The sequence below is a fragment of the Bartonella kosoyi genome, from assembly GCF_003606325.2.
Lineage (GTDB): Bacteria > Pseudomonadota > Alphaproteobacteria > Rhizobiales > Rhizobiaceae > Bartonella > Bartonella kosoyi.
On record NZ_CP031843.2, the window covers coordinates 1020501 to 1039641 of the forward strand.

Consider the following 19141-nt stretch of genomic DNA (forward strand, 5'->3'; position numbering starts at 1 on the left):
TATGTTAAAAATAAAAGGTGGTGCCCAGACGCGGATTCGAACCACGGACACGCGGATTTTCAGTCCGCTGCTCTACCTACTGAGCTATCTGGGCATGCTTTACAAAAAATATAGAGCGTGTGCGGTTATAACATTAAAATTTTCTCTGTCCAGTCATCAAAAGAAAAATAATTGATTTTTTAATAAGTTTATCTCTCTATTCTAGAGAGTTATCAATAAATCTTTATCATAAAATAAACTTGATAGGTATGTTGTGATACATTAGTCTATTGTTATCAGAATGCTATATTATCGTGGTGCTGATACGAAAAAAATTAAAAGAATCAAGAGAGAGGCGTGATTAAGAAAGATTTTTTTACAAAGTTTCCGTGAATTTTAAGCCTACGAAATAATAGAAAACATTTTTGACTTTTTTCTAAAAAGACGCTTGATGAGTCTTTATAACAATTTGTTTTTCTTTATAAAGGAAGCAAAATATTTTAAAAGGGGAGAAATAATGATAATGTTACAAAAACCAAGCAATCATCCCAATAATACTAATTTTTCTTCAGGTCCTTGTAGCAAACGGCCTGGTTGGAGTTTTGATGTTCTTAAAAATGCATTAGTTGGGCGTTCGCATAGATCAAGGGAAGCAGAATTAAAACTTGCTGAAGTTGTTAATTTAACCCGTGAGATTCTTGAAGTTCCTTCTGATCATCGTATAGGAATTATGCCAGGTTCAGATACTGGTGCTGTTGAAGCTTCTCTATGGTCTTTATTAGGTGAGCGTGGCATTGATATGGCGGCGTGGGAAAGTTTTGGATTTGGGTGGAATAAAGATGTTGTTGAACAATTAAAGCTTTCTGATGTGCGTCGTTTTGAAGCCCCTTATGGTGAAATACCAGACTTAACACAACTTGATTTTGATCGTGATGTTGTTTTTACATGGAATGGCACAACTTCTGGTGTGCGTATTCCTAATGCGGATTTTATTCCGGACAAGCGGGCAGGATTGACTATTTGTGATGCAACATCAGCTGCTTTTGCACAATATCTTGATTTTTCAAAATTAGATGTTGTGACCTTTTCGTGGCAAAAAGTTTTGGGAGGTGAAGCAGCACATGGTATGGTGATTTTAAGTCCTCGTGCTGTTGAGAGGCTTGAGAATCATGTTCCAGCTTGGCCTATGCCTCAACTTTTCTGTATGACAAAAAATGGAAAACTGAACGAAGATATTTTTAAAGGAAAGATAATCAATACGCCTTCTATGCTTTGTGTAGAGGATTTTCTTGATGGGTTGAAGTGGGCAAAATCTCTAGGAGGCGCAGCGGCATTAAGAGCAAGGGTTGAAAAAAATTTTTCTGTACTTGATGCTTTTGTTCGTAAAACGCCATGGTTAGAATATCTGGCAAAAGATCCTGAAGTGCGTTCTAACACATCTATTTGTTTAGATATTGTGGATCCAGTGATTAATGCTTTAGAAACTGAAAAACGAATATCTTTTATAAAAGCGGTTGTAAATCGTCTTGCTGAGGAAGGTGTTGCTTATGATATCAGTTCCTATCGTGATGCTCCTCCTGGGCTTCGAATTTGGGCGGGTATAACAATTGAAGCTTCCGATCTTGAAATTTTAACACAATGGCTTGAATGGGCATTCCAAGTTGAAAAGGCACACCTTTAAATAATGCAGGTGATTTTCACAACAGATTTTTCGACAAAAAAAGGATACGAAAGATCATGATGATCTTTCGTATCCTTATATTAGACAAACAGCTTCTAAATAATTGACATGAATTATAAAAGCTTAAGAGGGAAAATAAATACTTTGTTAGCTGTTGGCTAAAGAATAAAAGCTCTAATTTTTCACTTTTTGGAGCAAAAATGACAGATTTAGAATACTGGGGTATTTGTTTATCTTTATTATCATAAATGAAAAAAATTAATTCCTTGAAGATTGAGAAAAATCTGAAATGAGGAGTCGCACTTGCTCTAAGGTTTCGCTATAAGGAAGTATTTGTTTTTGGATGCTGGTTTTTTTGACCAAACACGACGGAGAAAATTATGGCCAATGTAGTTGTTGTGGGTACACAATGGGGTGATGAAGGCAAAGGTAAAATTGTAGATTGGTTGTCTGAACGCGCAGATATCGTGGTGAGATATCAGGGGGGGCATAATGCTGGCCACACATTGGTTATTGATGGAGTGAGTTATAAATTATCACTTTTACCGTCTGGTTTAGTTCGTGGGAAGTTATCAATCATTGGTAATGGTGTCGTTGTTGATCCTCATCATTTTGTTGCAGAATTAAAAAAACTATGTGATCAGGGGGTAAAAATTACCCCAGAAATTTTACGGATTGCTGAAAATGCTCCCTTAATTCTTTCTTTGCACCGTGATCTTGATGCAATTCGAGAAAGCGGTTTATCGGGTTTAAAGATTGGGACAACAAAGCGTGGTATTGGACCGGCTTATGAAGATAAAGTGGGGCGTCGTGCTATCCGAGTGATGGATTTAGCAGAAAAAGATACGCTGATGGCTAAGATTGAGCGGCTTTTGAGGCATCATAATGCTTTGCGTCGTGGGATGGGTGTTGCAGAGATTGATTCTCAAGCGCTTTATGATGAATTGATGCAAGTTGCTGATAAAATTCTGCCCTTTATGGATTGTACGTGGCGTCTTTTAGATGAATGTTATCGGGAGGGAAAACACATTCTTTTTGAAGGCGCGCAAGGTGCTTTACTCGATAACGATTTTGGAACTTATCCTTATGTAACATCATCAAATACAGTTGCTGGGCAGGCATGTACAGGATCTGGGATGGGACCTGGAGTCATTCATTATGTTTTGGGTATTGCAAAAGCTTATACTACACGTGTTGGAGAAGGGCCGTTTCCGACAGAGCAGATAAATGATATTGGTGAATTTCTTGGGACACGTGGGCATGAATTTGGTGTCGTAACGGGTCGCAAGCGTCGATGTGGTTGGTTTGATGCAGTTTTAGTTCGTCAGATGGCAGCGATTTGTGGTGTTCAAGGTATAGCATTGACAAAACTTGATGTTCTGGATGGTTTGGATGAAATAAAAATTTGTATTGGTTATGAGCTTGATGGTAGAAAGATCGGTTATTTACCTTCTTCCATGGGGGCTCAAGCCCGTGTAGAGCCTATTTATGAAACATTAGAAGGTTGGAAAGAAAAAACAGCTCATACATTGAGATGGGAAGATTTACCAGTGCAGGCTGTTAAATATATACGCTATATCGAAGAACTGATTAATACAAAAGTAGCTTTATTATCCACAAGCCCAGAACGTGAAGATACTATTCTTATTACAGATCCCTTTGCAAATTGGTGATTGTTTTTAGGTTTCCGTATAGATTCTTTGTTCATTTTTGTGGCTTTTAACAAAGAGCGTTTTTAAGAGCGCGTGAGAGGAAGGTGTAAAATAACATTGTTTATTTTTCATATTCATTTTACACTATCACGATAGTTGCACCAATATAAATGACAATTAATTTATGAGGCTAAAAAATTTTTTGGCTTTAGGGCTGGGGTTTCTTTTCTCAGTTTAAGAGAGATTATAGAGGAAATGGTAGATTTCGTTGGAATCTTAAAAAAGGCGATTAATGCGCAAAATAATGTTACACCACAAGTGCGCAAGCGGATTTATAAACGGGCTATCGAAACATTAGAACATCAATTTTTAACAGCAAAAATACCGCAAGAAATAGTAGATGAGCAAAGAAAGATTCTTCAAAATTCTATTACAACTGTTGAAGAAGAATATTTAGCAGTTGAAAAGAAGTTGCTTTCTTCAGTTATTGGGTGGAATTCCACAAATATCAATGAAGATAAAAAATGTACAAAAGAAGCTATCTTACCAAAGAATAATGAATTTTCAGGGATAAATATAAAAAGCAAGCAGGATTTTGTTACATGTTCAAAGGATAACAAGGTCTTTGATGATCCTTATGTATCGAATATGCCAGAGGCAGAACCTGTTAATATGGAGGCTTATGTATCGTCTGAGCATGTTAATCGCTATGCGTTAAAGGTTTCTCCTTCACAAGAAGATAATCCGCATATTGTTTCACATATTTTTTCTCAAGCTTTACGTCGTGCTAATAAATCATTGGTGCAAAGGCGTATTGTGATAAGTGTTATTTCTGTTGTGAGCTTTGTTGTTTTAACAGTTGGTCTTTTTTTTATTGGGGAGCGTGTATTTGTATCAAATGATCATCAATTGTTAGGAGAAAACCTTGAAGCTTCTCACGGATTATCAAAGAAACTTTCGGTTAAGAGAAAGTTAACACAACGCTTATTAGAGGATGGGAGTGAAATTGATGTTGGTTTAAAACAAGCGGCAGATTCTTTCGATGAAGAAGGAATCTCAACAGTTGTTGCCAGCAATTTGCAATCGCTTTCAAAATCGGGGGAGGCTGTTTTTTATCAGGCACGGACAGATTATGATGCAGAAAAGGTAGCAACGGGAAGCGCTCGCTGGACGCTTATAAGGGAATCGCATGTAAAGGGGGCTCCAGAAGAAATGGCTATACAAGGTGATATAACAATTCCCGATGAAGGGCTATCATTACGGTTAATTTTACGTCGTAATACCGATCGGTCATTTCCTGCTGCATATATGATGGATCTTATTTTTATTCTTTCTGATAAATTTTCAGGCAAAGCTATAAGCAATGTTCAAGCATTAACCTTTAAAGCAAGTGAACAATCCATTGGGCAGGGGTTAACAAGGGCTATTTCTGCAAAGATTAACGATGATTTTTTTCTTGTTGCATTGAGTAGGAATCAGCCATTTATAGACGGAAATTTACAATTGATGCGAAAATTAAATTGGATGCGTTTGGTGTTAACGGATAAAAATGGACGTACAAATGAATTAACCTTTGCAAAAGGTCCGACAGGTGAATCTATTTTTAATGAAGTTATTGGACAATGGCTTGCACAACAAGATAAGTTAATAGTTCTTGATCAAAAAAATAAAACATAGATACAAATAAGATAAAAGGTTATTTCTTACCATCTGTTTTTTATCCGTTATATCTAAACGTACTCAATAAAGTGCACATATTAATAACTCAAAGAGTTTAAGAGGTTCATTGATAAACACAAAGCCAATAGACAGACGCCTTTCTCATTTCCAATTTAAGAAAGTACACGCTATTGGCTTTATACCTAATTTTTAAAGTCTTACACTTGACTTTGAGATAAAGCAGAATCTCTGATAGAGTTTTGTACTTTTTCAAATGCACGCATTTCAATCTGTCGCACTCGCTCTCGACTAATATTAAATTCACCAGAGAGCTCTTCTAGCGTTAACGGTATATCGTTTAAACGACGTGCTTTGAATATACGCTTTTCCCGGTCATTGAGATTGCTCATGGCATTGATAAGCATGGAACGACGATTTTCTAATTCACTTTTTTCAATTAAAATTTGTTCTTGATTGTTCGATTCATCCACCAACCAATCTTGCAATTCGCTGTTTTTTCCTTCTTTTGTACGAAGGGGGGCGTTGAGTGAAGTATCACCACCAAGTCGGCGATTCATTGATATAACTTCATCTTCTGTGACATTCAACTGGGTTGCAATTTCCTTTACTTGTTCTGTATCAAGATCGCCACTATCAAATGCTTGAAGTTTATTTTTTAACTTACGAAGATTGAAAAACAAGCGCTTTTGATTGGCTGTTGTCCCCATTTTCACCAAACTCCAAGACCGTAATACATATTCTTGGATTGATGCTTTAATCCACCAGATTGCATAGGTCGCTAAACGAAAGCCACGTTCTGGCTCAAAACGTTTAACAGCTTGCATAAGTCCGATATTACCTTCTGAAATGACCTCTCCAATGGGTAGTCCATAACCACGATATCCCATTGCGATTTTAGCGACGAGACGCAAATGACTGGTAACTAACCTATGTGCAGCTTTTAGATCATTATGCTCACGATAACGCTGAGCGAGCATATACTCTTCTTTTGGTTCAAGCATTGGAAAACGGCGCACTTCCTCTAAGTAACGGTTTAATCCGCCATCACCTGTGATTACTGATAACAAATTCATATGGGCCATATAGCACCCTCCTTTTATCTGAATTCCCTAATAAGGCAAATTCTACATTTAAGATAGCCAACTATCCTTGTAACTTCACTCTAGCATATTTTTCAATTTTGTTCAAAAAAAGATATTTTATTCTGAAATCTTGAGACGGAGAAAAGTTTCAATTCATTTTTTTAAAGTGCTTAATAAGTTTAGCCATATCTTGAGGTATCGGTGCGAAAAACGACATAACTTTACCGATAGAAGGATGTTCAAAAGTAAGACTTGCGGCATGGAGTGCTTGTCGGTTGAATTGATCGATTGCATTTTTAAGAGTGGGATTAAGAGTGTTTGATTTTGTTTTAAAAGCATTTCCATAAACCGTATCACCGACGAGTGGATGTCCGATATGTGCCATATGAACACGGATTTGATGGGTACGTCCGGTTTCCAGACGACATTCCAGAAGACTAGCAAAAGAGGTTGAGTCTTCGCGAGTACCATATTTTTCAAGCAGTGAAAAATGTGTAACAGCATGACGAGCATGAGGATTTTTGTTATGGACGACAGCTTGCTTTGTTCGGTTATGGGGTGAACGGCCAAGCGATGCATCAATTGTCCAGACATTGCGGTGAGGTATCCCCCAAATCAAAGCGTGATAACGTCGATCTAATGCACAGGTTCGTCCATGATCAGAAAATTGAGCACTGAGGCTTTTGTGAGCCAGATCATTTTTTGCAACGACCATAACACCGCTTGTATTTTTATCAAGGCGATGGACAATGCCCGGGCGTTTAACACCACCGATACCAGACAAACTATTTCCACAGTGGTAAATAAGGGCATTAACCAACGTACCAGTCCAATTACCATTGCCAGGATGAACAACAAGACCCGCTGGTTTATTAATAACAATGACATGATCATCTTCAAAAAGGATGTCCAATGCAATGGCTTCAGCGCTAGGTTCTGCGTCACGAAGGTCAGGCATTGCCAATTCAATTATTTGGTTAGGTTTTAATTTTGTTTTTGGTTCCTTTATGAATTGACCATCAATTTTAAGGCAGCCTTCACGGATGAGGGTTTGCAAACGCGAACGTGAGAGCACATCATGATATTGTTTTGCAAGCCACTGATCAAGACGTTGTCCAAGAGCACCTTCATCCGTTATTTTCTGTATAACCATACGATTCCTATTAAGTTTTTAATAAGATTTTTACCAGTATGAAATTGCTTTGCTATCGAGAAATTCTTTAATTCCCCAATGTCCCCCTTCACGAGCGCGCCCAGAGAATTTTACACCTCCAAAGTAGCTCCCATCAGGTAATCCGTGTCCGTTAACTTCTACCATACCAGAGCGTACTTGTGCCGCAATACGACGACATTTGTCGCGATCTTGCGATTGAATATAGTTTGTAAGACCATACTCAGTATCATTTGCTAAAGCGATAGCTTCTTCTTCTGTCCTAAAGGAAAGAATTGAGAGAATTGGACCAAAGATTTCTTCTTTGAAAATACGCATATGAGGTTTTACATCCGCAAAGACTGTAGGACGGACATAATAACCGCGTTCCATCCCTATAGGCAAACCGGTTCCCCCTGCAACAAGAGTTGCCCCTTCATCAATGCCCGATTGGATAAGATCTTGAATTTTGTCATATTGTTTTTTTGAAACAACAGGTCCAATATGATTACCTTCTTGACAGTTTGGTCCTACTTTTGTCGTTTCTGCAATATCTTTGGCTATTTTAATGGCTTTGTCATAGATGTTCTGTTCCACAAGCATACGAGTCGGTGCATTACAACTTTGTCCACTATTATAAAAGCAATGTCGCACACCCCGCTGGATAGCATCTGAATCGGCATCAGCAAAGATAATATTTGCGCCTTTTCCTCCAAGTTCCAGACAAACTCTTTTTAAAGTAGCACTGGCATTTTTAGAAATATCTTTTCCTGCTCTAGTTGAACCAGTAAAGCTGATCATTTCTAGATCTGGATGCGCGGAAAGGTAAGAGCCAACAGTTGCACCATCCCCATTAATTAAATTAAAAACACCGGCAGGAAGGGCGGCTTCATCTAAAAATTCAGCAAAAAGCATAGCAGAAAGAGGCGCAATTTCAGAGGGTTTTAGCACCATGGTACAGCCCGCCAAGAGAGCTGGGATAACTTTAAGAGTTACTTGATTCATGGGCCAATTCCATGGCGTAATTAATCCTACGACGCCGATAGGGTCGTAGTGAAGGATTGCTTGCTCATTTCCCTTTATTAAAGTTTCTTGGAACGAAAACTCTTTATAAGCTTCGATAAAATCGCGAATGTGGGAACCACCGGCTGCGGTTTGCGCATTAAACGCCATATCAATCGGTGCTCCCATTTCCATTGAAATGGTTTTAGCCATGTCTTTGGAACGTTTTTCATAGATCTCTAAAATTTTTTCAACGAATCCAAGACGTTCTTTTGGTGAAGTGGTTTTCCATTTTGGAAAAGCTTCTTTTGCTGCATTAATTGCTTTATCAGCGTCTTTTGTGCTTCCAAGGCTAATGACAGCACAAGCTTCTTCTGTTGATGGATTAATGACGTCAAAATCGTGAGGCGTACTTGGATCATCCCATAGACCATTGATATAAAATTTCCGCTTATTAAACATAATTTACTCCCTTTTTTCTATTTATGTTTATGTAATTATGATTATCCTAGTCTAAGCCTTTTTAAACGAAGATAACAAGGATAATCTTATAAAAACGCGAGAAATGAGATTGTGTTATGATCATCAAATATGGAGTGTTAAAAGAGCAATGCTTCTATAACTGTTTGTATTATTGGGGCACATCGTTTTTATAAAATGGGAGAGGAAGAGAGGTATAGACAACTTTCTTGACGCTCTTTATCATGAAGTTTTCTTCAAAATAAATGGAATAGGTGCGATCAGAAACTATAAGCCTTAGCAATTTCTGTCATAAACTTTAAAAGAAAATATTATGCATTTGGTCATCATTTTTTTTCATTAAAAAGTAACCATCAGCAAAAGGTTATTAACCTTCATATGATAGCTTCTATAAATTCTTTTTGAAAAGGTTATTTTTCTCATTGCTATAAATTTGTTGGGTGCCCATGCATAATTCAAAAACAAAATCTATTTCTACGTCTTCTTTGTCTGATGATGGTACGAAAGGTGCATCAAGAGAAGATTTATCTATTAAGATTACAGAGATATTTCCTTATCCGGAAGTGTGGAAAAAGGCATTTACCCTGGGAAAAAATGTCCGCTTTACACGAACCCCAGAAGTTGAGATTTTACGTCGTCGTATAGAAACAGATCCAGTTTTTGCAAAACAGTTTAAAATTTTTACGAAGCAAGATCGAAAAAAAATTACAGATGTTGTGCATTCTAAAAAGAAAACAACAAATATTCCATCGACAGAAAAAGTCATTAATCCCCAATCAATAGAGAATAAAACCTCAGTTTGTCATTCAACGGTTTTAAAGCAGTTGTCACAGCAAACGATTAGCATACCATCAGCCAATATTCTCCTTGAGGAAGATAAACAAGAGTATGAATTACACGTGAAAAATGAGCTACAAAAAATAAAGCCTGCTTTGCACCTTTCCGATGATGCATTTTTTGAGTGTGGATCTTTGATATTTGAACCTTTGGATACTCAAACTTCAAAAGAGGATGGCACACCGATTGATACGACAAATGAAAGGATACCTGATGTTCCTTCTGTTTTTGATGAGTCAATAACAGCTCTTTACCGTGTGCTTGAATACCGTTTTCCACAACTCTATGATTCAATGATATCAGACTCTCCAACGGAAAGGATGAGAGGCGTTGAGCAAATTTCTGATTTAATGAATACGAATAATGATCCTATGAAGGATTCTACAGAATGTCATTCTAAGCTTTCTGTTGAAAATTCTGCTCATATGTTAAATGATACTGAAGTGCTAAGTGACACTAGGGATGCTATAGAGACTGAAGAAACTCATAATACTGTCGCCCATAAAACTATCGAGTGTATAACAAAGGATGTCACAAAGAATTCAAAAGAGTTATCTGTGATGCAAGCAAACGGTAAAACGAAAACATTGCGATCTACCGGCGCACCCTTAGGCAATCGTAATTCTTCTTTTATGAAAAATATTCAATCTATTGACTGTGATGTTTATGAATTGCCTCCGATTAGTTTATTACAGAAACCTGTTTTTCATGAAGGGACGATGATTTCTCAGGAAACATTAGAACGTGGTGCTGGACTTTTGGAAAATGTTTTAGAAGATTTTGGCATTAAGGGTGAAGTTATCCATGTTCATCCAGGACCCGTGGTAACAATGTATGAATTTGAGCCCGCTGCGGGTGTAAAGTCATCGCGTGTTATTAATCTTTCTGATGATATTGCACGTTCTATGTCTGCTATTTCCACACGCGTTGCTGTCATTCCTGGACGCAATGTTATTGGGATTGAGTTGCCTAATGCGGTTCGTGAAACTGTTTATTTACGGGAATTAATCCAAACCCGTTCTTTTCGTGAAAGTGAATTTAAGCTTGCTCTTGCTTTGGGGAAAGGGATTAATGGTGAACCTGTTATTGCAGAATTAGCAAAAATGCCTCATTTATTGGTTGCAGGAACAACAGGATCAGGAAAATCTGTTGCAATTAATACAATGATTTTGTCGATTCTTTATCGGATGACGCCACAGCAGTGTCGTTTGATCATGGTCGATCCTAAAATGTTAGAGCTTTCCGTTTATGATGGCATTCCACATCTTTTAACACCGGTGGTAACAGATCCTAAAAAAGCGGTAACTGCTTTAAAATGGGCAGTTCGTGAAATGGAAGAGCGTTATCGCAAAATGGCGAAATTAGGTGTGCGTAATATTGATGGTTTTAATGCACGCGTTACACTTGCGGCTCAAAAAGGCGAAACGATCATGTGTACTGTGCAGTCGGGTTTTGATAAAGAAACAGGGGAAATGCTTTATCATGAAGAAGCCATGGATCTCACACAACTTCCTTATATCGTCGTGATTGTTGATGAGATGGCTGATCTCATGATGGTGGCAGGGAAAGAAATTGAGAATGCCATTCAGCGTTTAGCGCAAATGGCGCGTGCGGCAGGTATTCATCTTATTATGGCAACGCAGCGTCCTTCTGTTGATGTTATTACGGGGACAATTAAAGCAAACTTTCCTACCCGCATTTCTTTTCAGGTCACATCAAAAATTGATAGTCGTACGATTTTAGGTGAACAAGGTGCTGAAACGCTTTTAGGTCAAGGAGATATGCTTCATATGGCAGGTGGGGGGCGCATTGTGCGCGTTCATGGCCCTTTTGTCTCTGATGAAGAAGTTGAATCCGTCGTTGCACATCTTAAAATGCAAGGAAAACCTGATTATTTAGCAACGGTTACAGATAATGAAGACGAAAACAATGAGGATATTGCTGCTGATTCAACGGCTGAAGTTTCTGAGGAAGAAAATTTTGATGAAGAGAGTGAGAGGCTTTATAATCAAGCTGTAAAGATTGTTATGCGTGATAAAAAATGTTCAACATCTTATATCCAGCGCCGTCTTTCAATCGGCTATAATAAAGCAGCTTCGCTTGTTGAGCGTATGGAAGAAAAAGGCATTGTGGGAGCTGCTAATCACGTTGGAAAACGTGAGATTTTACTCACTGAAGGAAAATAAACGAGCATATTTTAAAACAGCATATTTGAAAATATGCGATTTTTAAAATATCTGACAGTTATTATTTAAAGAACGAATACATGTTTTACTTTTTTGAGAGCCCTATTAAAAAATTGAGTGGAGAGTCATAAAGCAACCTTTAAACTGCTTATGGAGAGAATAGACTGATACAAAAGGGCGGAGATGTTTTTAACATTTCTAGAGGGGCTTGAATATAAGGAAATGAAATAAATCTTTATAGGAGAACGGATGATTTTTTTTGTTTTTTCTATAGCGGTTTTGATAAAAAAGGTCTTTGCGGTATTCTGGAAAGAATCATAGGAAGAGTACCCAAAGATCTGGGGTGCTTTTAAATGCTACGCTGAATTTATGATCATTTGATATTCTTGACGCTTGATAAGGTGTTTTTACGAGGAATTTTATTTGAAAAAAGAAATTTTTAATTTTGGATTTTTATAATATAATATATTGAATTGTAATAATAATTTATCTTTATTCCTATTGAATAAAAGTTTCAAGTATCATAAAATTTTCTCGTCTCAAATCTGTTTACATTGAAACAATCAAAACTGTTTTTTGTCCATCATAGTAGAAGCGGCGGAGGGTACAAAATATTTAAAAGGAATAAAAATACCTTTTAATGAACATTTTCAAACATAAGAACCATCGGGTATATTATGGACTAGACGAGTATAATAATAGTGCAAGCGAGTTCTTTTAGAAGGATAAAAAGATAAAGCATAATCCCTTGATATCCTTGATGGGGGGCTTTACATTACAAGATTTACTGATACTGCCATAAAATAAGCTTAGAACAAGATGTCTCTTTAAGATAAGACAAGTGTATGAATGCGCAAGTATATTCTTTTGGGAGGACTATTTTATGTGAGGAGCATTTTTCTTTGTAACAAGCTTTATTACAATAATAGGTGAATAAGTAACAGTGTTGTGAGATTCTTTTTACTCTTGTTTTATTGGTGAAACAGTCAAAATTTTGCTACAGATAATTGATAATGAGATATCCAGTTATTTTAATGAGAGTAGGTATTTTTTAAATAAATGAGCATTATTCGTTTGAGAGTTAATCCAACACTTTTTTAGTTTTAGTTATGTCATTAAAAGCAGATGAGTTAAGTACAAGTGAATTAGAATGTAAGCAAGAAGCTTTTTGTTTTATACCAGAGCTTTTGCCTCGACCTTTTACATGGAAAATCGATCACAATGGTTTATTTTGTGAAGTTTCAAAAGAGTTAGCTGAAGTTGTTGGTCCTCTCTCTTCCTCTATTCTAGGATGTAGTTTTCATGAGCTTGCCCATCAATTTAAGGATGATCGATATCAGGTTCTCAGTCGTTTTATTGAAGCAGCTATGCCATGGAGTAAAGAGATTGTTCAATGGCCTGTTGATGGTTGTTCACTATGGCTTGATGTTGAATTGTCCGCTTTACCAATTTTTGATGTTAAAAAACAACTTAAGGGGTTTCGTGGCTTTGGTGTTTTAAAAATACAAGAAAGAGTTCAAAAAAAAAGAGACGAAAAGCTGGAGAAAGAAATGTCGTGTCTTACGGAGGTAGAGCGCTCAGCTTTTCGTGAGATAGCAGAGAAATTGCGTGATGAATTGAATTCATCGGGAAAAGAAGAGAATTTTGTTGAAGAAACAGCTATTCAGTTATCACATCCACAAACATTGCCAGTAAATACTATAGAACAAGTGCTCATAAAAGAACCCGCTGCAGTTTTATCATTGTTGGAGACAGCAACAGATGGTGTTTTATGGTTAGATGAACAGGGCTTTATTCAATCGGCAAGTAAGGCTGCTTTAACATTAATGGGTTATGAAATCAATGAACTACGGGGACAGCCACTCTGTTCATTCTTTACTTTGCAAAGCCGCTTTTTGGTTGAAAAATACTTTAAATTAATCCGTATGAAGGGCAAAAATCAGGTTTTAAAGTGCAATGAAACAGCTGATTTAATGACGAAAAGTCATAAAAATAGAACCGTTTTTATAACGATTGTATTTTTGGCACAGCAAGGCAATTATGCTGTTATGTTGCATGATATGACAAGAACAGCTCTATCAGAAGAAAAAAAAGCAGAAGAGAATAAAATCATTGGAGTTGTTCATGAAATACGAACACCTTTGAATGCTCTTATTGGTTTTGCAGAAATTATGAGAGAGGGGCGTTTTGGTTCGATAGACAATGAACGTTATCATGGATATTTGCGCGATATTATTTCCTCTGGAAAACATATATTATCACTCATTAATCAATTACTAGAATGTTCGAAGATCAATTACTCTGGTTCTAATAATCAGATTGATTCTTCCCTTATTTCTGAAACATTTGATGTGATATCTTGTTTACGTGCGACGATAGCTTTTCTTGAAACAGAAGCCAATCATAATGGCATTATCATGCGCATTGTTGCTCCACCGCATGTTCCATTTATTCCTGTATCACAACAAATGTTTCGCCAGATTATATGGAATCTTCTTTCCAACGCCATTCGTTTTACACCTCTGGGTGGTCAGATTATTGTTCATGTTTCTTATAGAAAAGAACGCGTAAAAATTTCAGTGAGTGATAATGGTATAGGAATGAGCGAAGAGGAGACTGTACAGGCCCTACAACCTTATGGTCAAGTAGAGCGAAAAGATGGTCGATCTGGTGACAGTGTTTTTATGGGAACAGGCTTAGGACTCCCAATGTGTAAGGCAATGGTGGAAGAAAGTGGGGGAGAATTTTTATTATTCTCAAAACCCAATCATGGAACGACTGTGGAAATGTTTTTTCCTCATGTTCCATGATGTAAATCGTACATAAATTTACTTTTTCTTAGCCAAGAGATCTCTAATTTCTTTTAGAAGTTGTTCTTCTGAAGAGATTTTATTGGAGCTTTCTCCTTCTTCTTTTCTACGTATTTTATTCATAGCTTTAACGAAGAAAAAAAGAACCCAAGCAATAATGAGGAAATTAATAAGTAAAGTGATAAAGTGCCCATAGCTAATGGTTGCTCCAGCTGCTTTGGCGGCACTCAATGTCGCTTGTTTTTCTCCAGCAAGTTGAATAAACATATTAGAAAAGTCAATTCCACCTGTAATAAGTCCAATGATTGGCATAAAAATATCATTGACAATTGAGTTGACTAAGCTACCAAAAGCGCCCCCAATAATCACACCAATAGCAAGATCAATCATATTACCTTTTAGGGCAAATTCTTTGAATTCTTTCAGCATTGCGGTTTCCCCTTTATGTAAGCGATATACGGTAATCTACTTACCGCTTTTGATGAAAAAGGAAAGGGCAGATTTTACTTTTAGGACTATACTACAACATTAATATTATTTTCCAAGAATTTTATGAGGCTTAATAAAGGGCTCTATGGAGTCTATTTGAATGTATATATTTCGTAGAGAACAGCTTTTTTGATAAAAACTGTATCTGCTTTTTCCAACGAAAAGTTATATCATTTTCTCGCATCTTTATGATAACATTTAAAAAAGAAAATTTTACACAGTACCACAAAGTTAGAAGTTTTGAGAGTTGATATATCAGGAACTTTTTCGAATGAAGTATTATATTTGGCATAAAAAGAGAATTGAGAATAAAAATTATATTTCAGTACTGATGGGAGAAATGGATAGATAAGGCCAGAATAAAATTTATAGTGCCAGATAGTTCCTCTTAATTCAGCAATCGGTAGAGCAATTAGGGATGCAAGATTATCTAGACTAAAAGCTATTTGTATTGTGTTGCAGAGGTTGAAAGTGATCATAATTTTAATAGAATACAATACATTGATTTATAATGATAAGTTATCCTTTTTAACTTGAATCATAACGCCGAATATCGTAAAATTCTCCCCTCATAGTCTCTCCCATATTGAATCAAATAAAATCACGTACTTAAATGTCATAAACGAGGTTGGTGTGTTGATGAAAAATTCTAGAGAAAGAATTAAATGCCTCTTATGAATTGTCTCAAGTGCCAAGAGCTGTAAAAACGCTATTGGGAACGAGCAAAGTGTGAGATTGCCGGCTTGTTGTGCCAAGTGTAAAGATAGTTGTGCTCAGTGATTTATAATTATATCATACAGGTTGCGTCCTGGAATGTGCTGAAGAGAATTTAGAAATGTTTCTTTAAAGAAAGCACGTGAATTAGCAACCTAATAGCGTTCTGTCTATTTTATATGAGGGGTATGTCTTCTATTGGAACAACGTTTTCATCAGTTGGAAGATTGTATTAGTTTATAGAGAGCAGAACTATAGGGTTTGCAAATCTCTGGTATGATAAGTGTGCGTTTAATGATCAGCTTTTATCACTTCAGCTGTGTGTTAGACAGAGGACCTATAATAGATGTAAAACCGTATTTAGTGCATCAGCAATGGTAACAGCGCAGATTCTTCAAGATTTTATTAATACATTACAAACGGCTGAATACCATGCTGCTAAATGGCATACCAATGGCATGAGTGTAGATGCTTTTACGAACCGTGTATTCTATAAATTTATGAGGAAAACAGCTTTATAGAGAAAGCTTTGTTTTTGTTGTATAACAAATTGATTTATAATGATAATCTAGCGTTATTTATATTGAATGAGAGTCCCGAATAACGTAAGATTGTCTCATTTTAAATCAGTTTATATTACTTCAATCAAAACCACTCATTTGCACATAACAAGTGGGATGAATGTGTGGATAAAATTTGTATAAGAAAGGACTAAAAATGGCTCTTATGAACCGTCTTAATGCAAGATCTGTCGCAACATTGGGAGCAGGCAAATAGTGTGATGGTGCTGGCTTGCTTCTCCATAAGCGTAAAGATGGAGGTGCTCAATGGATTTTTTTACGGTATACCCTTCACGGGCGCCGTCGTGAAATGGGATTGGGTGCCTTGAGAGATGTCTCTTTAAAACAAGCCCGTGAATTGGCAACTGGGTGGCGTTCTGTTCTTCGTGAAGGTTGTGACCCTATTAAAGAACGCGATAAACAAAAGCGTGAGGCAATAAGCAATCTTCATTACTTAAAAGATATTGCTGTAGATGCTTTTGAAAGTCGTAAAGCAGAACTAAAGAATGATGGGAAAAATGGGCGTTGGTTTTCGCCTTTACAACTTCATATTCTCCCTAAATTAGGCTGTTTACCCGTTTCAGAGATTACACAAACAGAGATACGCAATACCCTCGCTCCTATCTGGCATACAAAAGCTGCAACAGCTAATAGAGCTCTTACCCGTCTTAATCTTTGTCTCAAACATGCGGCTGCATTAGGATTGAATGTTGATTTACAAGCAACAGAAAAAGCACAAGCTTTATTAGGTAAACAACGCCATAAGATCACGAATAGACCAGCAATGGATTGGAAAGATGTGCCAGCTTTTTATAAAATGCTTTGCCAAAAAACAACGATGACACATTTGGCATTGCGCTTGCTTATCCTTACAGGGGTTCGTACCAATCCTTTGCGTCATATTCGTGAAGATCAAATTGAAGATGATACCTGGACCATACCCGCTGAAGGTATGAAAGGTAGACGTGATGCTACAACAGAATTTCGTGTGCCTCTATCATCAGAAGCATTAGAAGTGATTAAAGAAGCGCGTCCTTTGTCTCGCAATGGTTTCCTTTTTTCTGCTAAAGGTCGCGGTCCCCTTGCTGCAAATTGTATGGCTCAATATATGCAACAGACTGGACTAAACGCCTGCCGCCATGGCTTTCGCTCTAGTTTACGCGATTGGCTTGCTGAAACAACCGATGCCCCCTATGAGGTTGCTGAAACTATTCTAAGTCATACGGTAGGAGGACAAGTAGAGCGTGCCTATCGTCGTACTGATTATTTAGAACAGCGCCGTGTCTATATGGACACAACATTACACAAAGAAACTTTAATGACATAAAAGAACCTTGGAAATAGAGATAATTTTCTTGCCTTTTTAAAGACATTATGAATTTGCTTGCAAGAGATAAGACCATGGTTTGGCGAAGGGGCGTTGATGTCTCAATTCATACAGGCATTTTATAAGATTTAGGATTTAGAGACATATTTAGCTAACTGAACAAGTGTGAAAGAGAGAAATGTTTTTTTAAGAATAATTTTTTTTCTATTCAGGGTTCATAAATATCCACGCGAATGATGATGACGTGATGAACTATTCTTAATAGAAGGGGAGATATTATTTGAATAATATGCTCTCTTGGCGATCTTTTGTGTTAAAAGGTATATGTGAGGTGTGATGGATCATTTTTGTGTTGTGGAGAAGGATTGATGAGTTTTTTTCGTTGTATTGGCCGTTCTGCTTTATTTATGTTAGATCCAGAGCATGCGCACCGCTTAGCGATTGTTGGATTGAAAAGTGGCTTAAACGGTTGTCAAAAGGTTGTCGATAAGCAATTGTATGTAACGATTGCAGGGCTTGAGTTTCAAAATTTTATTGGTCTTGCAGCGGGGTTTGATAAAAATGCAGAGGTTGTTGATGAAATTTTTCGTTTAGGATTTGGTTTTACTGAAATTGGAACAGTGACACCAAAGCCTCAGATTGGAAATCCTAAACCACGGCTTTTTCGTTTAAAAGAAGATGAAGCAATTATTAATAGAATGGGTTTTAATAATGATGGGCATCAAGTTGTTTACAACAGACTGCGGGCATGTAAAAAAACGGGTGTTGTAGGAGTTAACATTGGAGCCAATAAGGATACAGTTGATAAGATTGACGATTATACTGTTGGCATTGCTCATTTTTATGATGTTGCGGATTATTTTACGGTTAATATTTCTTCTCCTAATACACCAGGTTTACGGGATTTACAGGCTCGTGATAGTTTGCATCTTTTGTTGAATGCCATCTCAAAAGCGCGAAAGGAGCAAGAGAAAAAGCATGGATTCTCGCTTCCCCTTTTTTTAAAAATTGCTCCAGATTTATCAGAGAAAGAATTGGATGATATTGCTGAAGAAATAAAACTTTCTGATTTTGATGGACTCATTGTTTCCAATACAACTCTTTCACGTCAAGGTCTTACCAATAGTCCTTTCAGCAATGAAGAGGGAGGGCTTTCTGGACGTCCACTTTTTGAGCGTTCTACGATTGTGCTTGCAAAAATGCGTCAAAAGTTAGGGAAGGAGATTGCAATTATCGGCGTTGGCGGTGTAAAGGATGCACAAACCGCTTTGGAAAAAGTAAAAGCAGGTGCAGATTTAATTCAATTATATAGTGGGATGGTTTATGAAGGTCCAAATCTTGTCATAACTATTCTGAAAGAGATTTTGCAGATGATGCAACAAGATGGTGTCGATAACATAAAAGACTATCGTGATCATAATCTTGAGCATTGGGCAAAATTTCCCTTGTAAAAATTTTCTTTGTAAAAAACATTTTTTCTTCACAAAAAATTGCAAGATTTTTTTTAAGGGG

At 36.9% G+C, this 19141-nt stretch carries 12 protein-coding genes and 1 tRNA gene; 8 read left to right on the top strand and 5 right to left on the bottom strand.

All coding sequences use genetic code 11. The annotated features are described in order from the left end of the window. Positions 1 to 18: 18 nt before the first annotated feature. Positions 19 to 94, bottom strand: a tRNA-Phe gene (locus tag D1093_RS04480). A 402-nt stretch (positions 95 to 496) separates the two neighbouring features. On the opposite strand from D1093_RS04480, the gene D1093_RS04485 reads away from it, so the two are divergent. The 3 genes from D1093_RS04485 to D1093_RS04495 all read left to right on the top strand — a co-directional run bounded on the left by D1093_RS04485 (position 497) and on the right by D1093_RS04495 (position 4989). Continuing rightward, complete coding sequence (locus tag D1093_RS04485) at positions 497 to 1660, top strand: phosphoserine transaminase (protein WP_120100913.1); 1164 nt, start codon at positions 497 to 499, stop codon at positions 1658 to 1660. A gap of 380 nt (positions 1661 to 2040) precedes the next feature. Beyond that, positions 2041 to 3333 (top strand): adenylosuccinate synthase, encoded by a 1293-nt coding sequence (locus D1093_RS04490; RefSeq protein WP_120100914.1) that lies wholly within the window; start codon positions 2041 to 2043, stop codon positions 3331 to 3333. Positions 3334 to 3567: 234 nt separating this feature from the next. Continuing rightward, positions 3568 to 4989 carry a hypothetical protein gene (locus tag D1093_RS04495; RefSeq protein ID WP_120100916.1) on the top strand — a complete coding sequence of 474 codons (1422 nt, stop codon included), beginning with the start codon at positions 3568 to 3570 and terminating at the stop codon, positions 4987 to 4989. A gap of 200 nt (positions 4990 to 5189) precedes the next feature. On the opposite strand, the gene rpoH is transcribed toward D1093_RS04495, so the two are convergent. From rpoH to D1093_RS04510, 3 genes are all read right to left on the bottom strand, one after another. Beyond that, positions 5190 to 6074 carry an RNA polymerase sigma factor RpoH gene (gene rpoH / locus D1093_RS04500; protein ID WP_120100918.1) on the bottom strand — a complete coding sequence of 295 codons (885 nt, stop codon included), beginning with the start codon at positions 6072 to 6074 and terminating at the stop codon, positions 5190 to 5192. 148 nt (positions 6075 to 6222) lie between these two features. Further along, a complete protein-coding gene (locus tag D1093_RS04505; RefSeq protein WP_120100920.1) occupies positions 6223 to 7227 on the bottom strand; it encodes an RluA family pseudouridine synthase in 1005 nt (334 codons plus the stop codon). A gap of 30 nt (positions 7228 to 7257) precedes the next feature. After that, positions 7258 to 8688, bottom strand: coding sequence for an aldehyde dehydrogenase family protein (locus tag D1093_RS04510; protein ID WP_120100921.1), 1431 nt, complete (start codon positions 8686 to 8688; stop codon positions 7258 to 7260). A gap of 464 nt (positions 8689 to 9152) precedes the next feature. On the opposite strand from D1093_RS04510, the gene D1093_RS04515 reads away from it, so the two are divergent. Next, the gene (locus D1093_RS04515) at positions 9153 to 11729 is read left to right on the top strand and encodes a DNA translocase FtsK (protein ID WP_120102332.1); all 2577 of its coding nucleotides are present in this window, start codon (positions 9153 to 9155) and stop codon (positions 11727 to 11729) included. Positions 11730 to 12838: 1109 nt separating this feature from the next. Continuing rightward, positions 12839 to 14539, top strand: a complete 1701-nt coding sequence (locus D1093_RS04520) for a PAS domain-containing sensor histidine kinase (protein WP_120100923.1) — start codon at positions 12839 to 12841, stop codon at positions 14537 to 14539. Between the two features lie 18 nt (positions 14540 to 14557). Here the strand turns inward: D1093_RS04520 and mscL are convergent, their stop codons facing one another. Beyond that, positions 14558 to 14968 (bottom strand): large conductance mechanosensitive channel protein MscL, encoded by a 411-nt coding sequence (gene mscL, locus D1093_RS04525; protein WP_120100925.1) that lies wholly within the window; start codon positions 14966 to 14968, stop codon positions 14558 to 14560. A 1148-nt stretch (positions 14969 to 16116) separates the two neighbouring features. Here mscL and D1093_RS09915 point away from each other — a divergent pair. The 3 genes from D1093_RS09915 (at position 16117) to D1093_RS04535 (ending at position 19080) form a co-directional block, all read left to right on the top strand. Beyond that, positions 16117 to 16263, top strand: a complete 147-nt coding sequence (locus tag D1093_RS09915) for a hypothetical protein (protein ID WP_167309085.1) — start codon at positions 16117 to 16119, stop codon at positions 16261 to 16263. Positions 16264 to 16534: 271 nt separating this feature from the next. After that, positions 16535 to 17629 carry a tyrosine-type recombinase/integrase gene (locus D1093_RS04530; RefSeq protein WP_244614033.1) on the top strand — a complete coding sequence of 365 codons (1095 nt, stop codon included), beginning with the start codon at positions 16535 to 16537 and terminating at the stop codon, positions 17627 to 17629. Positions 17630 to 17997: 368 nt separating this feature from the next. After that, positions 17998 to 19080, top strand: coding sequence for a quinone-dependent dihydroorotate dehydrogenase (locus D1093_RS04535; protein ID WP_120100927.1), 1083 nt, complete (start codon positions 17998 to 18000; stop codon positions 19078 to 19080). The last annotated feature ends 61 nt before the right edge of the window (positions 19081 to 19141 follow it).